Origin of the sequence: Bacillus sp. NPDC077027, assembly GCF_050269555.1 — a bacterium.
In the GTDB taxonomy this organism is placed as follows: Bacteria; Bacillota; Bacilli; order Bacillales; family Bacillaceae; genus Bacillus.
Genome location: NZ_JBNNIO010000002.1, coordinates 743,734 through 761,520, shown reverse-complemented (window position 1 = coordinate 761,520; position 17,787 = coordinate 743,734). Strand labels below are relative to the sequence as shown.

Genomic DNA, 17,787 nt, shown 5'->3' with positions numbered 1-17,787 from the left:
GCAAAGTGATTTCTCACTTTTGCCCTTTTTCTTTTTCATATTGTTTCACAATATCAAAAGGATCTAATGCATTTTCTTCGCTCTGAGCATATTCGTCCCGATAAGGTAAACAAAGCGATTCAAATACTTCATCCTCATCAACAAGTGCAACATATGTTTCATAGCCTTCGTAATCAGCAGGGAAGAGATGTGCAACCCCTATCTTCTTCTGTAAAGCTACATCAATGGCATCGCGAAGCTCTAGTAGCCCTTCCTTATTTCCGATGATGCAAGCTTCCATATGCCAGCTATCTTGTGCATATAGTTGTCCTAACTTTAGTTTGTCAGATTCAGACATCTTTATCACCTCCTATTCATCCTTATTTTAAAGTACAATGAAAGTGAATGTGGGATTTTTTATAATAAATGAGAGGAATTAGCTGAAGAAGAATTTTTTCAAACTCGTCATTATATTTTTGTTCATTTTGATGGTGATTGGTGCTTTGAGCTTTTATATTGGACCTATAGGAAAGTAGAAGCGGGCGGAACGCCAGCTTTTTTCTTTTTATTTTAAAAAACTTCACTTTATGAAACAAAGGGCTTGCATAAATAAATCAAAGGGTGTATATTAGTTGATGAGTCAATGATTGATATATCAACTAATTGATCTGAATAGAAAAGAGGAGATGAGATTGACTGCATTTTGCTCTGAAGAATCAGAGATTTTATATCGTATGCAATGCGTTAACCGAATGATTGGTGTGAAGTTCGAAGCATGCACGGGCATTAGCCAATCAAGGTTGGAATTACTCTCACTGCTATTCCAAGCAGATGAGATTAGTCAGACGGATTTGCAAAAAAAGGTCAATATCGATAGCGCGGCTGTCACTCGTCATTTAAAACAGCTTGAAACCAAAGATATGGTGTCACGCAGAAGGAAACCAGAGGATAACCGAGTAACTCTAGTCAGTCTAACAGACGAAGGCAGAGTACGAATAGATTCCTCTAAAAAGGAAAAAGACCGATTCATCAAAGAAATGCTTGAAAACGTCAGCGAAGAAGAACGTAAGCTACTTACTGATGTGCTTAGACGTATTCAGCAAAACATTGCAAAGATCCAAACAACATAAAAGGAGTGCTTCACATGACAACAACATTAAAAACAAACGATTTTATGGAAATTATGAAAGGTCGTCGTTCCATCCGTAACTACGATACATCTGTTAAAATTAGCAAAGAAGAAATGACTGAGATTTTAGAAGAAGCAACAACTGCACCATCTTCTGTAAATGCACAACCATGGCGCTTCATGGTGATTGATAGTCCAGAAGGAAAAGAAAAACTTGCACCGCTTGCGAAATTCAATCAAACACAAGTGGCAACATCTTCAGCGGTCATTGCTGTATTTGCAGATATGAAAAATAACGAATACTTAGACGAAATTTACTCAAAAGCAGTAGAAGCTGGTTACATGCCACAAGAAGTAAAAGACAGACAAATTGCTGCTTTAACTGCACATTTTGACGTGCTTCCTGAGCAAATAAATCGCGAAACGATCTTAATTGATGGCGGACTTGTTTCCATGCAGTTAATGCTTGCTGCTCGTGCACATGGTTATGATACAAACCCAATTGGTGGCTATGATAAAGAAGTGATAGCAGAAACATTTGGATGGGACAAAGAGCGTTACGTTCCTGTTATGCTTCTATCTATCGGGAAAGCTTCAGATGAAGGATATCCTTCTTACCGTCTGCCAGTTGACCGTATCACAGAGTGGAAATAAGTTCATCTTATAAAAAAGGGAGTTGATCATATGATTATTATTCATGCGGGTATGACCATTCATCCAGCAAAAGAAGACGTATTCCTAGAGGAAATCCAACGTTTAGTCAAAGCATCACAAGCAGAGGAAGGGAACGTCTCTTATCACCTTTACAAAGATACTGAAAAAGACAATACCTTCTTAATGGTTGAAGTGTGGAAAGACGAAGCGGCTGTAAAAAGCCATAATGAGAGTACTCATTTCCAAGCTTTTGTTGCAAAAGCCAAAGATTTCTTAGCTGCTCCACTTGAAGTAGCTTCCTTTAAAGGCGAAGCATTATAAGATAGAGAGTAGAACCTCTAAGCCAAGACGGCTTAGGGGTTTTTTTGTGCACTTTTCACAAAGTTTCTGAAAATAAATTATTTTTCAACTTAACAATATTGGAATATGCTAGAATTAGATATTATTTATTACCATTTTATTAGGAGGAACTATTATGAAAAAAGGCAAATGGGCTCGCATTGCGTTGACAGCAGTCCTTGGTTTAGGTACATTGACAGCTTTCAGTACCCCTCTATTGGCTCACACCTCAGAAAAGTCAACATCCTCAGATGGTGGTCACTATTCAGGCTCACCATTCGATGCAAGTGTCGTGAACGAAGATCGCCTCATCAAATCCTTAAAAGAACGTGGGAAAATTAAAAAGAATGCAACTGAAGCTGAAGCACAAAAGGCACTAGCAAAGTATTTGAAGAAAAAGGAAGAGTCAGCCATTAAGCAAGAAGCAAGTAGTTTGACAGAAGAACCAAATTTTTTAAAAGAATACAAACAAAAAGTACATAACAAGCTTAAAAAAGAGAAAAAACTGAAAAAACATAAAGGGAAAAAAGGAAACAGTATTCAACCTGTGCAAAAGGAAACCTATTCAGGTGAAGTTCGCAATGATAAAGTCTTAGTTCTTCTTATTGATTTCAAAGATTACAAGCATAATAGTATTAAAAAAGAAGAAACGGATATGTACTATGATCAGTATAGTCAACAACACTATCAAGATATGATTTTTGGAAAAAACGGCTATATTGGTCCTGACGGTAAACGAAAGATTTCAATGAAGCAATACTATGAAAAACAATCTGGTGGAAGTTATACCGTCAGTGGCACAGTAGCTGGTTGGTATACAGCAAAGCATGATGCAGCTTACTATGGCGGAAATGAACCTGTTGAAGATGGCAATGATGTCAGACCGCGTGAATTAGTGCAAGAAGCACTTGAAGCAGCAGCAAATGACCCGAATATCGACTTAGGTGAATATGATCAGTGGGATCGTTACGATGTAGATGGTGATGGCGTTTATAATGAACCAGACGGTATCGTTGACCATCTAATGGTTGTACATGCAGGTGTTGGAGAAGAAGCAGGCGGTGGACAGCTTGGAGAAGATGCCATTTGGTCACATCGCTGGAATTTAGGAGAAGTATTTGAAATTCCGAACACCGAATCAGAAGTGGGAGAAGGTGGGGAGCTAGGTGCGTTAGATTATACAATTGAGCCAGAAGATGGCGCAGCAGGGGTCTTTACGCATGAATTCGGCCATGATCTAGGTCTTCCTGACGAATATGATACACAATATACAGGTAGAGGCGAACCTGTCTCGTATTGGTCAATTATGGCGAGTGGTAGCTGGGCAGGAAGTGTACCAGGAACTGAACCAACAGGCTTTAGCCCATATGCGAAAGAGATGCTTCAAAGCTTGCATGGCGGAAACTGGCTTACTGGTGAAACCATTCAGGCAAAAACTTTAAAGAAAAGCAAGACAGTGTTGATCGACGAAGCGGTCACAAAAGGTACGAACAATGATGCAGTAAGAGTCGATTTGCCAGATAAAGAAACAGCTATCACACAACCTGCTCAAGGGAAGTATGCTTATTTCAGTGGCAAAGGTGATAATCTCAATGCGACCATGACAACAAGCGGGATCGACTTGACCGAAGGATCGAAAGCTGAACTCACGTTTAAAGCATGGTACGACATTGAAGAAGATTACGATTATGCTTATGTCGAAGTACGTGAGGCAGGTACTGAAAAATGGACAACCATTGCTGGGAATATTACAAATAACCGAAACGATTCAGGTGCAAACGAAGGCAACGGCATTGATGGTACATCAGACGGTTGGACAGATGCTCACTTTGATTTATCAGCATATGCAGGTAAAAAAATTGATCTGCAAATCCGCTATACAACAGATGCAGGTTATGCAATGCAAGGTTTATTTGCAGATGATTTGAAAATAGAAGCAGATGGCAAAGAAGTTTGGGCTGATGATGCTGAAGGTGATTCGACATTTGCGTTAAATGGATTTTCTCAATCAAGTGGTAAGCTATACACAGCACAGTATTATCTACTTGAATGGCGCTCCTATGCAGGTGTAGATAAAGGACTCAAACATATTAAACGCGGTGCTAGTTTAATGAGCTATAATCATGGTTTAGTTGTTTGGTATGTTGATCAATCATACACAGATAACTGGGTAGGGAAGCATCCAGGGAATGGATTCCTCGGTGTCGTCGATGCAGATCAGGAAGTGTTGAAATGGAGCGATGGTTCTATAGCAGCAACAGGCTTTCAGGTGCATGATGCAGCCTTCTCATTAAACCCAAGTACAAATCTGAATATTGATTATACAACAATAACAGGTCTTACATTGGAGGATCATTATCTTCGTCCTTCACGCACGTTTAGTGATAAAAAGAATTATGTAAATCAGGATAATCCAGACGCTGGACGTGACGTGCCGACATATGGCTTATCTTTTAAAGTTATTGGACAAAGTAAAGATCGTTCTGTTGGGAAAGTGTTAATTTCAAAAGGTCATTAAAACAGATGCCGAATTCATATTGAATTCGGCTTTTTTATTTAGGCGAAAAAGTGTTTTTGGTGTATTGAAAAAAGGAAAGTCCCAATTATTTACCGAATGCTTGTTCTTTTTTTATTTTGATATCCGAAATGATCCGTTATATAATAGATTCTGGAAGGTTTTTCTTGAGGGTCTGGTTCAATTTCCGTTGTCAAAAAAACATGAAGGGATGAGTGTTTGCGATGAGTTGTGTCACTGCCGAGCAATTGAGGGAGATTCGAGGGAGGATGCAGTCTTTTTGTAGCCAATTAGAGTATGATGGCTATGGTAAGCTTCATATCAACACCATAATGGCTTTTATTAAAAAGGAATTCGGCGTTAAAAAGATGAGAGATATTCCGCAAAGTCGGTTTGTTGAAACCTTAGATTTGATACAGGATTTTGATTTGTATACAGACAAAATAAAGATAACCGATCGCTCATTAGAAGAAAGGAAGTTACAAAGTTGAATATACTTGCAATGGTTTTAGTTGGAATTGTCGCACTAGAACATGTGATGATCATGTTACTAGAGATGTTTTTTATACAGTCTAAGATGGGCAAAAAGGCATTTAATTTGCCGAAACATTTAGAAGGAGACCCGAATGTAAAAGTCATGTTTGCCAATCAAGGGCTATATAATGGCTTTTTGGCAGCTGGTCTGATTTGGGGACTCATACTTGGTTCAAATCCTGTAGGATACATGATCCAGTTGTTCTTTGTCATTTGCGTTGTAGTGGCAGCCATTTTTGGCGGGTTCACTTCAAATAAATCAATTATTGTGAAGCAAGGTGTGCCAGCTATCTTGGCATTAGTTGCTCTTTTATATGTCATCTCATAATTGTGTCTTCTTTTCAGCGTAATTGAAAACCCTTGAAGTCTAGGAAGGACGAGCACTGGAGCAGAGCGAATATGTGATTCGTGAGCACCAGCGCGCAGACCTGACAACGAATGCGAGGGTTTGTCTACACGCTGAGCCGTCCACTGGTTGGGCGGCTTTTATTGTTTTCGAAGACTGATTAATCGAATGATAGAAGTCAAACAGATGGCGACAGCAACTGCTAACATGATTTTGCCAAGCAGAACACTAGCTAAGTTCATGAAAAATACCGCCAATATGATACAAAGAGTGATGATGATCATAATAATTGAATAGGTTTTCATTTCATTTTCATCTCCTTTGGTTGTCTAATTCGAGTTGGTAAAATCGGTCACCTAATTCTTCTGATGACTTGTGAATAAAATGAATGGGAACGATGTATGACCCGAATGTGTAGAGTAAATCATTCTCTAAAAATATGATTTGGTCACAATTTTACATGAAATTCCCTGCTCGTAGATCAAAAAATGAAAAAAACCTAATTTTTTTCACAAAAACGGGAATAACAAAAATAACAATGCCCCCAAAAGCGGATTTCTTGCTATTAAATTGTGCAAAATGTAAAATGGAAATAGGTTTAAAATGAAAGGATGATCAAGATGAGTAAACAAGTATTATTGGTGTCGACGAGCAGTGCTGAAATGAATGGACATCCGACAGGATTATGGCTAGAAGAGCTTGCTGAGCCATATCGTATTTTTATAGATAATGGACTTCATGTTCAGATTGTATCAATCAAAGGCGGTGCAGTACCGATTGATCAAAACTCTATTCCAGATGGAGTGCCTGCCAAATATCAGGACGTTTACGAAAAGCTCCAAGCGACAAAAGCGCTGACGGATGTAAATCCTGCTGATTATGATGGTATCTTCTTTGCAGGTGGGCACGGACCAATGATTGATTTTGCATCGAATCCGCTTGTTGCTCAAGCAATTTTGGCTATATCTGCTAAAAATGGTGTAGTAGGTGCTGTTTGTCATGGTGTATCTGCTTTTGTTGATGTCAAAGGAGATGACGGCAAAGCGTTCATTTCTGGTAAGAAAATCACTGGCTTTACGAATGAAGAAGAAGATGCGGCTCAACTCACATCAAAGGTTCCATTTTTGCTTGAATCTAAACTTCGTGACCATGGGGCAGACTTTGAAAAAGGAGAGCCGTTTGCTCCATTTGCTATTGTAGATGGCAACATCATTACTGGACAAAACCCAGGCTCAAGTGAAGAAACAGCACATCTTTTTGTGAAAACAATATAAATCTTAAGAAAACAGTCGTGAGATCGGAGCACGGCTGTTTTTTCGTTTGAATTGATTTTGAATACTTATCCAATCGTAAAACTAACGCAACAATTCCATTAAAAAGGGAGTAGTAATTTGTGAAAAATGTATATGCATTTGTTTAGAGCCATCGCACTACATAATTTAGAAGAAATTAAGGTTACCTCAAATTGGTTCATCATTTCTAAAACCTATAACCCCCATTCATCATTACTGCATTTGCCTATTTAAGTATCCTAAAACAAGTATAATAAAATGGATATTTATTGGAGGAATTTTGTGAAAAGTATAGTGAAGTATTCTATTATTACAGTATGTTTATGCCTAGAAATTTTCTGTATATTATTATTGCTGTTCCTATCGGTTTTTTGCTATTAGCATAATTGATATATTGTTTACTAATAAGTGATCTTAAATAAGCAAGCATGGAATTTGCTTATTTTTTATGGGATTCAGGGAAGGTTTTCCTGATATATTAGGGTAGCGTTCAAGATGCTACCTATTCTTGTTACAGTTTTTATTAAACGTCTCTATTAATATTATAATTCTCTACAAATTACATAAGTTAAAACCAAGGAAAACATGCTCAATTCACTGTTGTTGTGGGAATTTTTTCATATTTACCATTTGAATGAATAAGTGTACGTGACTCTTGAATAGGTTCATTAACTTGAGAAAACCAATAATAAATTTAAAATATTCCCTTAAATGACAATATAATCATTGGTGAAATGATACAATTATTACAGGATATAAAATCCAAAATTAAAAAAAGGGGATGTTCCTGTGAAGGTATTTGGAATCAAAATGACAGCAGCGATTTTATCTATTTTACTTATTGCGACAGGCTTATTTTCGTCAGCTGTTCACGCAGAAGAAATAAAGAAGGAATCTAACAGTGTATCACCATTAACGAAGAAAGCGATTGAACGTCTACAGGAGTCGTTCTTGAATGAGAATGAATCACCTGCTATTCAAAAACAACTCAAAAAATCATTCAAAGTTGATCAGAAAAACGGAATTAATATTAAGCGTAAATCTGCAGCAAATGGCAAGTTGAGAACCTCAGCGGCTCATTCAATTGATGGTTTGTCTATCAATCAATCTGCTGTACTAACAGAAGAGAACCCAGTCGATTTATGGTTTCTCAGTACGTCCTCAGCACAAGCACTCATTAGTCGAATTACATCACCGAATCAAGATTACTTTGTGCAATTATTTGTCGTCGATTATGAGGAAGGACAAGCATATCCAACCGATTTAATTCAGCCAGCAGGCAATTTGCTTGCATTAACGAATCTGCCAGCGGGTGATTATGCCTTTGGTATTACAAGTGGTGGTGGTTTTGGAGATTCCTACACATTGCAGGTTAATGCGAAAAACCCAACCAATTTCACAGGAGTAGTGTCACTTTCTTCAACACTTCAATACTTTGTAGCAGAATATGCGAATGGCGATGTTTATGCAAATGGCACCCACATTTATAACAAGCAATCAAAATCAGCGGATTATGAATGGAAACGTGTCTTTTACTTCCCATGGGATGGAAATTTTGAACAAAGAACACATTCTATTTCAAGTGTAAAAGTAAAAGGTATTTCTTCACCGGTCTCTTATTCTGCACCTAATGCAAGCTCTTCGGAAGCCATTCTTGTCTATCTAGATGTAGGCACATTGTTTATGTATCATCAATCCTCGTATTCTAGTGGCCAATATTATCAAGATACATTTGTGGATATGATTGGAAAAACAACACCAAGATATTTAGAAGCAGATGATTTAGAGAATTACGGAGAACATATTTTAGTAGTTGATGTAAAAACAGGGAAACCAATTGATTTCTTTAGTGTACTCAACTTCTACTACGCATCGGGTGTTGAGAGACTCCCAACAATCCAAACATTAAATTAAGAATGACTGTTGACATCATTTCATCTCATGTGTAGAGTAAAGATAATTAAATGATGAAAGTCCACTAGGGGAGTCATGCTGTGACTGAGACAAGAGAAAATCTTGGACCCTTTGAACCTGATCTAGTTCGTACTAGCGGAGGGAAGTGGAGTTGGCACCTTGTCTCATTCATTCTTGAATTTACAAAGCCACTCCATTTTGGGGTGGCTTTTTCATTTATTCAAGATGAAGAAGAGGAGGTTTTTTTAATGCGTTTTTCAGCACAATTAAGACAAGAAGCAGAACCGATTTTTGAGGCTATTTACCATCATCCATTTGTGAAAGGGATAGCTGAAGGCAATCTAAAGAGAGAACAGCTGATCCATTATGTGAAGCAGGATTTTGAATATCTTAATGCTTTCATCAAGATTTATGCGGCAGCTATCAGTAAATGTACAGATCGCCAAGATATCGAATTTTTTCATAAACAAATCGCCTTTATACTAGATAGTGAGACACATCCTCATCAAAATTTATGTCGGGTGGCTCAAGTTCAATATGAAGACTTACAAGGATATTCCCTTGCGCCAAGCGCACATCATTATATACATCACATGCTTCAAGTAGCGAAAGAGGGCTCGCTTGGGGAAATTTTGGCTGTGCTTCTTCCTTGTCCTTGGACATACTGGGAAATTGGGCAAAGGCTCTTATCAGACGTTCAACCAGAGCCGTCTCACCCATTTTATGACTGGATCACTTTTTACGGTGGCATCACAGATTCCATTACAGTCGAGCTTTGTGAACGACTTGATCAATGGGCGCAAGAAGCTAGTGATAAGGAAAAAGAAAACATGAAACAACATTTCATGTTAAGTTGTCAGCTAGAGTATCGATTTTGGGAGATGGCATTCACCGTTGAAGAGTGGCCAGTTGCTATGAAGGTGCACTCATCATGACGTGGAAAATGAAAGAGGTTGTACTTGCCGTCATTTTATCTGTTGCGTGTGGTGTGATTTATTTAGGCTGGTCCACTCTTTATCTGCCGATTACTGCGCTTGTTGGTCCAGCAGGAGGCAACATCATGTTTGGTATTTGGGTGATTGCGAGCCCGATTGTAGCGTATATTATTCGTAAACCAGGAGCGGCACTCATTGCAGAGACAGCAGCGGCAGCGGTAGAACTGTTAACGGGTAGCCACTTCGGTTTATCTGCCTTGCTGATCGGAGTTTTTCAAGGGATCGGGGCAGAAATAGCTTTCGCGCTTTTCGGATATAAACGATATAACGTTTGGGTGTTGATGCTATCAGGCGGTTTGGCGGCAGTAGGCGCAATGACTTACAGTCTAATCGCTAAAGGGTTCAGCTACTATACACCTGAAGTCCTGCTGGCGACGCTCGGAACGCAGATCATAAGTGGAGTGATTCTCGGTGGTTTACTTGCGAAATTTGTAGTAGATGCATTGGCAAAAACAGGTGTGCTCAATCAATATGCCATCATGAGAGCGCAACGAAGCAAAGGTGAACAACATGGATTCATTTCTCACGTGCAATAACCTAACAGTCCGTTTTTTTCAGCAGTCACATCCTGTGTTGCAAGACATATCTCTTTCGATTCAGAAAGGGGAAAAAGTCTTAATTCTTGGTCCAAGCGGTAGCGGGAAATCGACGCTTATCTCTGTACTTGCTGGGATTATTCCTGAGCATGTAGAGGCAGAAGTACAAGGAGAAGCCACCTTAAAAAAGCATTCGGGTGTCATGTTTCAAGATCCTGATTCGCAATTTTGTATGCATCGGGTGAATGAAGAAATCGCATTCAGTTTGGAGAATCGTTCGATCCCTCGTGAGCACATGGATGGGATCATTCAACAGCTTATGTGGAAAGTTCGTCTCAATATTGATCCCAATACGGAAATTCAAACATTGTCTGGTGGGATGAAACAGAGGTTAGCCTTAGCATGTTTACTCGCGTTAGAGCCAGAAGTATTATTCTTTGATGAACCGACGGCACAGCTTGATCCTGCTGGAAGAAAAGAAGTATTTCAATTGCTCAAACAGCTTGCGGATGACACAGATCAAACGATGATTTTTGTGGAACATGTATTAGATGGTGTCATCGAATGGATGGATCGCGTTATTTTATTAGATCATGAAGGAAGAATTTTAGCAGATGGTCACCCAAAAGACATTGTATGTCAATTTGAATATGAGATGAAAGCTGCTGGTATTTGGCGACCTAGAATATTTCCCGAGAAATGGTCAAATATTATTGCTGACCGGTATCATCCGATGGGAGAAAAGTTTCATCGCATTTTAGAGATGAGAAGAGAGCGATGGTTAAACAGATATGATGAGGCTCGCGACACGATCCTTCAAACTGAAAAATTGAGTATCGGATATGGAAAGCAGGCAGTGATCGATCAATTACAAGTGGAGATCAAAAAAGGAGACTGGGTATCCATCATTGGTGAAAATGGGAGTGGAAAGAGTACATTCCTTAAGCATTTGATTCGTTTAGAGCCTGTGAAAAAAGGTCTGATTCTCTTTAAAAACAAAAACCTAAAAAAATGGTCTGATCGATTATTGTATGAAAAAGCGGGATTTGTCTTTCAAAATCCAGAGCTCCAATTTGTACAGGATACGGTTTTTGATGAAATCGCATTTGGGGGAAGACAGCGGAATTGGCCTGAAGAGGAAGTGTTGGAAAAGACAAACCAGCTTCTTGCTGAATTTGGTCTTTCCAGACATGCAGATGTTCACCCCTTCACTTTAAGTCTTGGGCAGAAAAGAAGACTAAGCGTTGCCACCATGCTTTTATTTGATCAAGATGTCCTTCTTCTTGATGAACCGACATTTGGTCAAGATGAAAAAACATCAAAGGAATTAGTACAGCGTCTAAAGGAACGACAACAGCAAGGAACAACGATCATTATGGTCACACATGATATGGAACTGGTTGATGAATGTTCAGATCAAGTGCTTCTCTTTCATAAAGGCAGGCATGTGTTCGACGGTCATCCATATGCTTTATTTTCAAATCGTGAGCTAGTTAAGTCATATCAGTTAATGGCTCCATTACACTATCAATATAAGTCGGAGCGAAAGGACGTGCTGACTGTTGCAAAGTAATCATTCCTTTTTATCAACGGTAAATCCTGCTGTGAAATTGTTTGCTCATTTGCTTGTGATGTGTTTTCTCATGGCGATAACAGATCCGGTAAAGACGTTGCTCATTTGTTTATTGGCGATTGGAATTGGTCTCGTTCTGGGAGGATGGAACTTTCGCTACTTGTTCACAAGATTTGTTCCATATCTCTTCTTTTTTATCCTTGTGTTTTGGATGATGGCGGCATTTGGTAAAGGTGATCATACCGTTTGGAAATGGGCGTGGTTCCATATAACAGGGGAAAGCCTGAAAAACGGGCTGACGATAGCGCTTCGAATGCTTGGTTTTGTCACCTTTGGCTTGCTCTTTACTTCAACGACAGATTTAACAGCTTTTATGATGAGTTTAATTCACCAATGCCGTCTTTCGCCTAAGTGGGCGTATGGTATGCTTGCTGGATTTCGGTTCATCCCATTGTTTCAAACTGAACTGAAACAAATGAAGGCAGCACACAAAATTAGAGGCTATAAGCAAAAGAACAGCTGGAAGGCGTTTGTTCGTTATGCTCTCCCTTTATTTACACAAGGTGTGCGGAAGTCAGAGCGTATTGCCATTGCAATGGAAGCACGAGGGTTTACAGGAACAAGACAGCGAACGTATTATCATGTGCTGACCACCTCTTTGAAAGACTATTTATATCTTTTTCTCTTATGTGGGTGTGTCATCCTTTTCATGTTTTCCATCTAAAAAAATACCCCGACATTCTCTTGATAGAATGCGGGTTTTTTTATATTTTGGATCTTTTGATGTAGAATCATAAACAATGAAAACTGGAATAGGTCATATAACGAACCGATATAAGATGTAATGATTTAAAAAAAGAGAGGATGAACAATAACTAATGACAAAGATAGACAACCTAATTGACACTTTACCAATTATCGGACTTGCAATGAGAGAACAACTTACCTTCACTGTAATGAATGCAAATAAAGTACTATATTATCATCAAAATGGTGACATCGACCTCGGGTTTAAAGCAGGAGATGCGCTAACTCCTCAGTTTGAAAACTTTGGTATATTGAAGAACGGAAGAGAACCGGCTTTTCTTCAAATTCCTGAAGAAGTATATGGTATCCCTATGGATGTCGTTGCGATACCAGTCACCGAGGACGACGGAAAAGTGGTCGCGGTTTTTTGCGTTTCATATGATCAAACAAACCAGGTACGTCTAGATAAAATTATGACGGAAAGCAACAACATTTCAGATAAGTTGGTCGCAATGGTACAGCAAGTTGCAGCACATTCCGAGGAACTACAGGCGACAAGTGAACAGATTCTTCATAACACAAGAACCACTGTCGAAAATTCCTCTAAAATTACTCAAGTCTCCAATCTTATCAAAGGTATTTCTGATCAGACAAACTTACTTGGATTGAATGCATCCATTGAAGCGGCAAGAGTTGGGGAAGCAGGTGCTGGTTTTGGTGTTGTTGCAACCGAAGTAAGAAAACTGTCAACACATGCGAAGCAAGCAACAACTGATATCGAAGTAGCATTAAAAGATGTGCAAAGCTCTATTAAAGGAATGGAAGAAGAGATTTCTCAAATTGTTGCCTCATCAGAGGAACAAGCAGAGCTAGTTGCGACTTTCACAAAAATCATCGAAGGATTGCATGAAACTGGTGAGACGATGAAAACTCTAGCTGAGAGCCTAGTCAACTATCAAGTTAAATCATAAAAAAATTTTGCGCCTCCATCCGATGATGGGGGTTTTTATGATTACAAATCGCGCGAGTAAACGCTCTTTTTTTACACATATTCACGTCCAAAATGAATAAGATGGCACTGACAGTTTCGTGAGACTTCTGTATGATAGAGAGAGGAAGCCTTACGATCCAGGCATCCACCAAAACAACAAGGAGGCGGACTCTCTCGTGAATCATTCAGCTAAACTGCAAGAAAAATTAGAGCCGTACCGTTCACTTTTAGAAAAAACAGAGAAGCCGATCATCAGTTTAAGCATGAAACAAGGGAAAACAGGTCGATATGACAGTAAGATCTTAGGTGATCCTTATTTTCCTAAAGAGGATACATACCCTGTTGATGGAGAAGGACATCCGATGAAGCTATTAGCTCAACTTAACTTCAGTCAGCTTCCAAAGCTCGAAGATTACCCTGAATCGGGTCTACTGCAAATTTTCATCTCCGTTCATGACGATTTATATGGAATGAATATTGATCAAAAAACAGAACAGAAGGATTTTCATATTAAGTTTATTGAAGAACCATTTTTAAAAGAGGAAGATTTGATGACAGACTTCTCATTTGTTAAAACACCGGAAGATTTTTATTTCCCTGCGACGAAGGAGGGGGCGATCACTGGAGAATTAGCGAGTGAGACGATCAGTGCGGATGATTTCCGTTTTGAAAAAGTAGTAGGGAAAAACAGTTGGGACTTATTCGAATCGATCAGTGATCATGAAGATGATACAGATGTGCTAATGGATGAATTTTATGAAACACATAGTGGATTTGGTCATAAAATCGGAGGCTACCCAGGCTTCACTCAGGAAGATCCGCGCGCTTATGAAGACAAGGAACACACAGTGCTACTCCTTCAAATTGACTCAGATGATGAGGTGGATTTAATGTGGGGGGACTGTGGAATTGCTAATTTTTTCATCAAGCCAGAGGACCTAAAACAGAAAAATTTTGAGAATATCGTTTATAACTGGGATTGTTCCTGAATTTGTAAAAAACACTCTGTTTTGAGTGTTTTTTTATATAGATTTAGACAGTTGTCCCTCTATTTCGTCATCTTTACGTGTGAAAATGTAATAATTTATAGTTGACCACATCGAAAAAAAATGTAAAATCATCTTAAAGTCCTCTTTTTTGAATATAATAAAACAATGGATGTTTTTTAATCATAAAAAGCTCGAAAAAGCGGAATGCATTGGGGGGAATCAATTGATCATTTCGAAAGTGATTAATAATAACGTTGTCAGTGCTTATGATAATGAGCATCATGAACTAGTCATTATGGGCAGAGGGATCGCGTTTCAGAAAAAAAGTGGTGATCCGATCGATGAAGAGCGGATCGAAAAGGTTTTCTCTATTCAAAATAAAGATATATCAGAAAAGTTCAAAACCCTTCTCTACGATATTCCAATCGAGTATATGCAAGTGTGTGAGGCGATCATAGATAAAGCGAGAACGAACTTGAACAAAAATTTAAATGATAGTATCTATGTGACACTGACAGATCACATCACTTTTGCAATAGAGCGTCACCAAAAAGGCATGGATATTAAGAATGCCTTGCTTTGGGAAATAAAACGTCTTTACAAAGACGAATTTACGTGCGGTTTAGAAGCACTTGCAATCATTCAGGACAAGCTGGACATTCATCTTCCAGAGGATGAGGCGGGCTTTATTGCGATGCACATTTTGAATGCAGAGCTAAATGAAGAGATGCCGAACGTGATTCAAATTACAAAACTGATTCAGGACATCTTAAATATTGTGAAGTATCATTTCCAAATTGATCTGGATGAAGAATCGTTGAATTATTTCCGTTTTGTCACTCATTTGAAGTTTTTCGGACAGCGACTTTTTAACGAAACCCAAATGGAGAACCAAAACGAGTTTTTGTATGAAGTGGTCAAAGAAAAAAACGTCGATGCCTTTCAATGTGCCGAGAAAATCAATGATTATGTGAAAAAAGAATATAACCGAGATCTCATAGAAGATGAAATGTTGTACTTAACACTTCACATAGACAGAGTCGTAAAAAGAAAGCGTTGACATTATAAAATTAATATGATAATTTGTAACTATAAATTAAATAAGCCACAATCTTTTAGGATTGTTACTGGTCAAGCAGGCAAAACCTAAATCATTGTCCCTATCTTTTGATAAGGCATGATTTAGGTTTTTTTGTATCTATAGGCTTATAAAAAATAAATAATAATCAATCGCTATGAAGGATTGTTACTGTTGAGGCAGGCAAAACCTAAATATCGATTAGTGTCTGAATACGTTATGTAATTTGGACATTAATGGATGTTTAGGTTTTTTCTATATCAACATTTAAACCATGATTGGGGAGGGTATTACAATGAACCACAAACAAACGGCAAAAGAAGTACTGGAGCTCGTCGGCGGTGAAAAAAATGTAAAGCAAGTCACGCACTGTATGACAAGACTTCGTTTCAACCTGTACGATGAAAGCAAAGCGGATAAAGCAAAGCTTCAATCAACAGATGGTGTCATGGGGGTAAACCAAAGTGGCGGTCAATATCATGTCATCATTGGAAATGAAGTATCAAATGTCTATAAGGAAATGATTGCCGAATCAGGCCTGTCAACAGATGTAAAAGTGGACAACTCAGTAGAAAAAACGAAACAAAATGTCATTTCGAAACTGTTCGACTTTATTTCCGGCGTGTTCACACCAATTTTACCAGCGATCGCTGGAGCCGGTATGATCAAAGGGATTTTAGCCCTATTACTTACATTAGAATGGATTTCAGATAAAAGTAGCACGTTTACAATCTTAACCGCTATCGGTGACGGGGCTTTTTACTTCCTACCGATTCTGCTTGCTGTCAGTGTAGCTAAAAAGGTCGGAAGCAATCAGTATATTGCGGCAGCCATTGCAGCAGCTGCATTACATCCACAACTGACAGCATTATTAGGTGCAGGAAATACAGAATTTATAGGACTTCCTGTCATCGCAACGGTATATTCTTCATCCGTTATACCGATTTTGCTCACGATCTGGCTTGGATCATATGTTGAAAAATTTGCAGAAAAATTCAGTCCGAAATCACTGAGAATCATCCTTGTTCCAACAGTTACACTTCTCGTTGTTGTTCCGGTTATGCTCATTGCAATTGGACCGATTGGATCAGTGATCGGGAATGGTCTTGCTGGTGGAATTGATTTATTGTTTAAGCATGCAGGTATTTTAGCAGGAGTGTTAATTGGGGGCTTCATGTCACCACTGATCATTACAGGAATGCATTACGCTTTATTGCCAATTATGATTAACAACATTACACTAAACGGATTTGATTACATTATGCCAATGATGTTTGTAGCGAACATGGCACAAGCAGGAGCGGCATTCGGTGTATTCTTAAAAACGAAAAACAAATCATTCAAATCTCTTGCAATGTCAACTAGTGTCACTGCATTAATGGGCATTACAGAACCGGCTATGTACGGGGTGAACATGAGATTGAAAAAACCGTTTATCGCAGCATTAATTGGTGCAGCATCTGGCGGTGTATTCATGTCCATCTTCAAAGCGAAATCATATGTAGTTGCAGGTTCAGCAGGTCTACCAGGGATTCCAACTTTTATTGGTCCAACATTTATTTACTCAATGATTGGTCTTGTCATTGGCTTCGCTGTCGCAACAATTATGACACTTGTTCTTGGATTTGAAGATGTGCCAGTAAAAGATGACACAAAAGCAGACAAGCCAGAACAAGAGAAAAAAGGCACAGTAGCTGTAAATAACGAAGTGGTAAACAGCCCACTAGAAGGCGAACTTAAGCCACTTAACCAAGTGAATGATGCAACATTTTCAAATGAAATTATGGGAAAAGGTACAGCGATTGTCCCGACTAAAGGTCGTGTAACAGCACCATTCAACGGAAAGGTAGAAACCATTTTCCAAACAAAACACGCAATTGGCCTTGTGAGTGATCAAGGTACAGAGCTTCTCATCCATGTTGGAATTGACACTGTGAAGCTTGGAGGTAAGTACTTTACAAGTCATGTGCAGTCTGGTGACATGGTCAAAGCAGGTGACTTGCTCGTTGAATTCGATATAGAAGCGATTCAAAAAGAGGGCTTTGACATCACAACACCAATTATTGTGACAAACTCTAATCAATTTGCAGGAATCACAGCCCAAACAACGGGCTCGATTAAAGAGACAGATTCATTGTTAACAGTAAGTGTATAAGAACAAGAGGAGGACATACAA

Annotated in this window: 18 protein-coding genes and 1 riboswitch; of the genes, 16 read left to right on the top strand and 2 right to left on the bottom strand. The window is 38.7% G+C overall.

All coding sequences use genetic code 11. From position 1 onward, the window contains the following. Positions 1-13: 13 nt before the first annotated feature. On the bottom strand, positions 14-337 hold the full coding sequence (locus tag ACQKEZ_RS09420) for a hypothetical protein (protein ID WP_427300143.1): 324 nt from the start codon (positions 335-337) through the stop codon (positions 14-16). A gap of 328 nt (positions 338-665) precedes the next feature. Between ACQKEZ_RS09420 and ACQKEZ_RS09415 the strand changes: the two genes are divergently transcribed. From ACQKEZ_RS09415 to ACQKEZ_RS09390, 6 genes are all read left to right on the top strand, one after another. Then, a complete protein-coding gene (locus ACQKEZ_RS09415) occupies positions 666-1,109 on the top strand; it encodes a MarR family transcriptional regulator (RefSeq protein WP_427300561.1) in 444 nt (147 codons plus the stop codon). Positions 1,110-1,123: 14 nt separating this feature from the next. Further along, positions 1,124-1,762 carry a nitroreductase family protein gene (locus ACQKEZ_RS09410; RefSeq protein WP_427300141.1) on the top strand — a complete coding sequence of 213 codons (639 nt, stop codon included), beginning with the start codon at positions 1,124-1,126 and terminating at the stop codon, positions 1,760-1,762. 30 nt (positions 1,763-1,792) lie between these two features. After that, the gene (locus ACQKEZ_RS09405; RefSeq protein ID WP_427300139.1) at positions 1,793-2,083 is read left to right on the top strand and encodes a putative quinol monooxygenase; all 291 of its coding nucleotides are present in this window, start codon (positions 1,793-1,795) and stop codon (positions 2,081-2,083) included. A 154-nt stretch (positions 2,084-2,237) separates the two neighbouring features. Beyond that, positions 2,238-4,619 carry an immune inhibitor A domain-containing protein gene (locus tag ACQKEZ_RS09400; RefSeq protein WP_427300137.1) on the top strand — a complete coding sequence of 794 codons (2,382 nt, stop codon included), beginning with the start codon at positions 2,238-2,240 and terminating at the stop codon, positions 4,617-4,619. 221 nt (positions 4,620-4,840) lie between these two features. Continuing rightward, complete coding sequence (locus ACQKEZ_RS09395; RefSeq protein ID WP_427300135.1) at positions 4,841-5,107, top strand: hypothetical protein; 267 nt, start codon at positions 4,841-4,843, stop codon at positions 5,105-5,107. An 11-nt stretch (positions 5,108-5,118) separates the two neighbouring features. Continuing rightward, positions 5,119-5,478, top strand: a complete 360-nt coding sequence (locus ACQKEZ_RS09390; RefSeq protein ID WP_427300559.1) for a DUF1304 domain-containing protein — start codon at positions 5,119-5,121, stop codon at positions 5,476-5,478. Positions 5,479-5,636: 158 nt separating this feature from the next. Here ACQKEZ_RS09390 and ACQKEZ_RS09385 read toward each other — a convergent pair whose 3' ends face one another. Continuing rightward, positions 5,637-5,801, bottom strand: coding sequence for a hypothetical protein (locus tag ACQKEZ_RS09385; RefSeq protein ID WP_427300133.1), 165 nt, complete (start codon positions 5,799-5,801; stop codon positions 5,637-5,639). A gap of 315 nt (positions 5,802-6,116) precedes the next feature. On the opposite strand from ACQKEZ_RS09385, the gene ACQKEZ_RS09380 reads away from it, so the two are divergent. The 10 genes from ACQKEZ_RS09380 (at position 6,117) to ACQKEZ_RS09335 (ending at position 17,766) form a co-directional block, all read left to right on the top strand. Continuing rightward, the gene (locus tag ACQKEZ_RS09380; RefSeq protein ID WP_427300131.1) at positions 6,117-6,770 is read left to right on the top strand and encodes a type 1 glutamine amidotransferase domain-containing protein; all 654 of its coding nucleotides are present in this window, start codon (positions 6,117-6,119) and stop codon (positions 6,768-6,770) included. An 828-nt stretch (positions 6,771-7,598) separates the two neighbouring features. Next, a complete protein-coding gene (locus tag ACQKEZ_RS09375) occupies positions 7,599-8,702 on the top strand; it encodes a hypothetical protein (protein ID WP_427300557.1) in 1,104 nt (367 codons plus the stop codon). Positions 8,703-8,758: 56 nt separating this feature from the next. Further along, a riboswitch (TPP riboswitch) is annotated at positions 8,759-8,863 on the top strand. Positions 8,864-8,950: 87 nt separating this feature from the next. After that, entirely contained in the window at positions 8,951-9,637 is a 687-nt protein-coding gene (tenA, locus tag ACQKEZ_RS09370) for a thiaminase II (RefSeq protein ID WP_427300129.1), read from the top strand. Next, the gene (locus ACQKEZ_RS09365; RefSeq protein WP_427300127.1) at positions 9,634-10,233 is read left to right on the top strand and encodes an ECF transporter S component; all 600 of its coding nucleotides are present in this window, start codon (positions 9,634-9,636) and stop codon (positions 10,231-10,233) included. Before tenA ends, ACQKEZ_RS09365 begins: the two co-directional genes overlap by 4 nt. Continuing rightward, positions 10,208-11,806, top strand: coding sequence for an ABC transporter ATP-binding protein (locus tag ACQKEZ_RS09360; protein ID WP_427300125.1), 1,599 nt, complete (start codon positions 10,208-10,210; stop codon positions 11,804-11,806). Before ACQKEZ_RS09365 ends, ACQKEZ_RS09360 begins: the two co-directional genes overlap by 26 nt. After that, a complete protein-coding gene (locus ACQKEZ_RS09355; protein ID WP_427300123.1) occupies positions 11,796-12,530 on the top strand; it encodes an energy-coupling factor transporter transmembrane component T family protein in 735 nt (244 codons plus the stop codon). The genes ACQKEZ_RS09360 and ACQKEZ_RS09355 overlap by 11 nt, the downstream gene beginning before the upstream one ends. A gap of 154 nt (positions 12,531-12,684) precedes the next feature. Further along, on the top strand, positions 12,685-13,524 hold the full coding sequence (locus ACQKEZ_RS09350) for a methyl-accepting chemotaxis protein (RefSeq protein ID WP_427300121.1): 840 nt from the start codon (positions 12,685-12,687) through the stop codon (positions 13,522-13,524). A gap of 196 nt (positions 13,525-13,720) precedes the next feature. Next, entirely contained in the window at positions 13,721-14,533 is an 813-nt protein-coding gene (locus ACQKEZ_RS09345; RefSeq protein WP_427300120.1) for a YwqG family protein, read from the top strand. Positions 14,534-14,756: 223 nt separating this feature from the next. Beyond that, complete coding sequence (gene licT / locus ACQKEZ_RS09340; protein ID WP_427300118.1) at positions 14,757-15,593, top strand: BglG family transcription antiterminator LicT; 837 nt, start codon at positions 14,757-14,759, stop codon at positions 15,591-15,593. Between the two features lie 313 nt (positions 15,594-15,906). Beyond that, complete coding sequence (locus tag ACQKEZ_RS09335) at positions 15,907-17,766, top strand: beta-glucoside-specific PTS transporter subunit IIABC (protein ID WP_427300117.1); 1,860 nt, start codon at positions 15,907-15,909, stop codon at positions 17,764-17,766. Positions 17,767-17,787 lie beyond the last annotated feature (21 nt).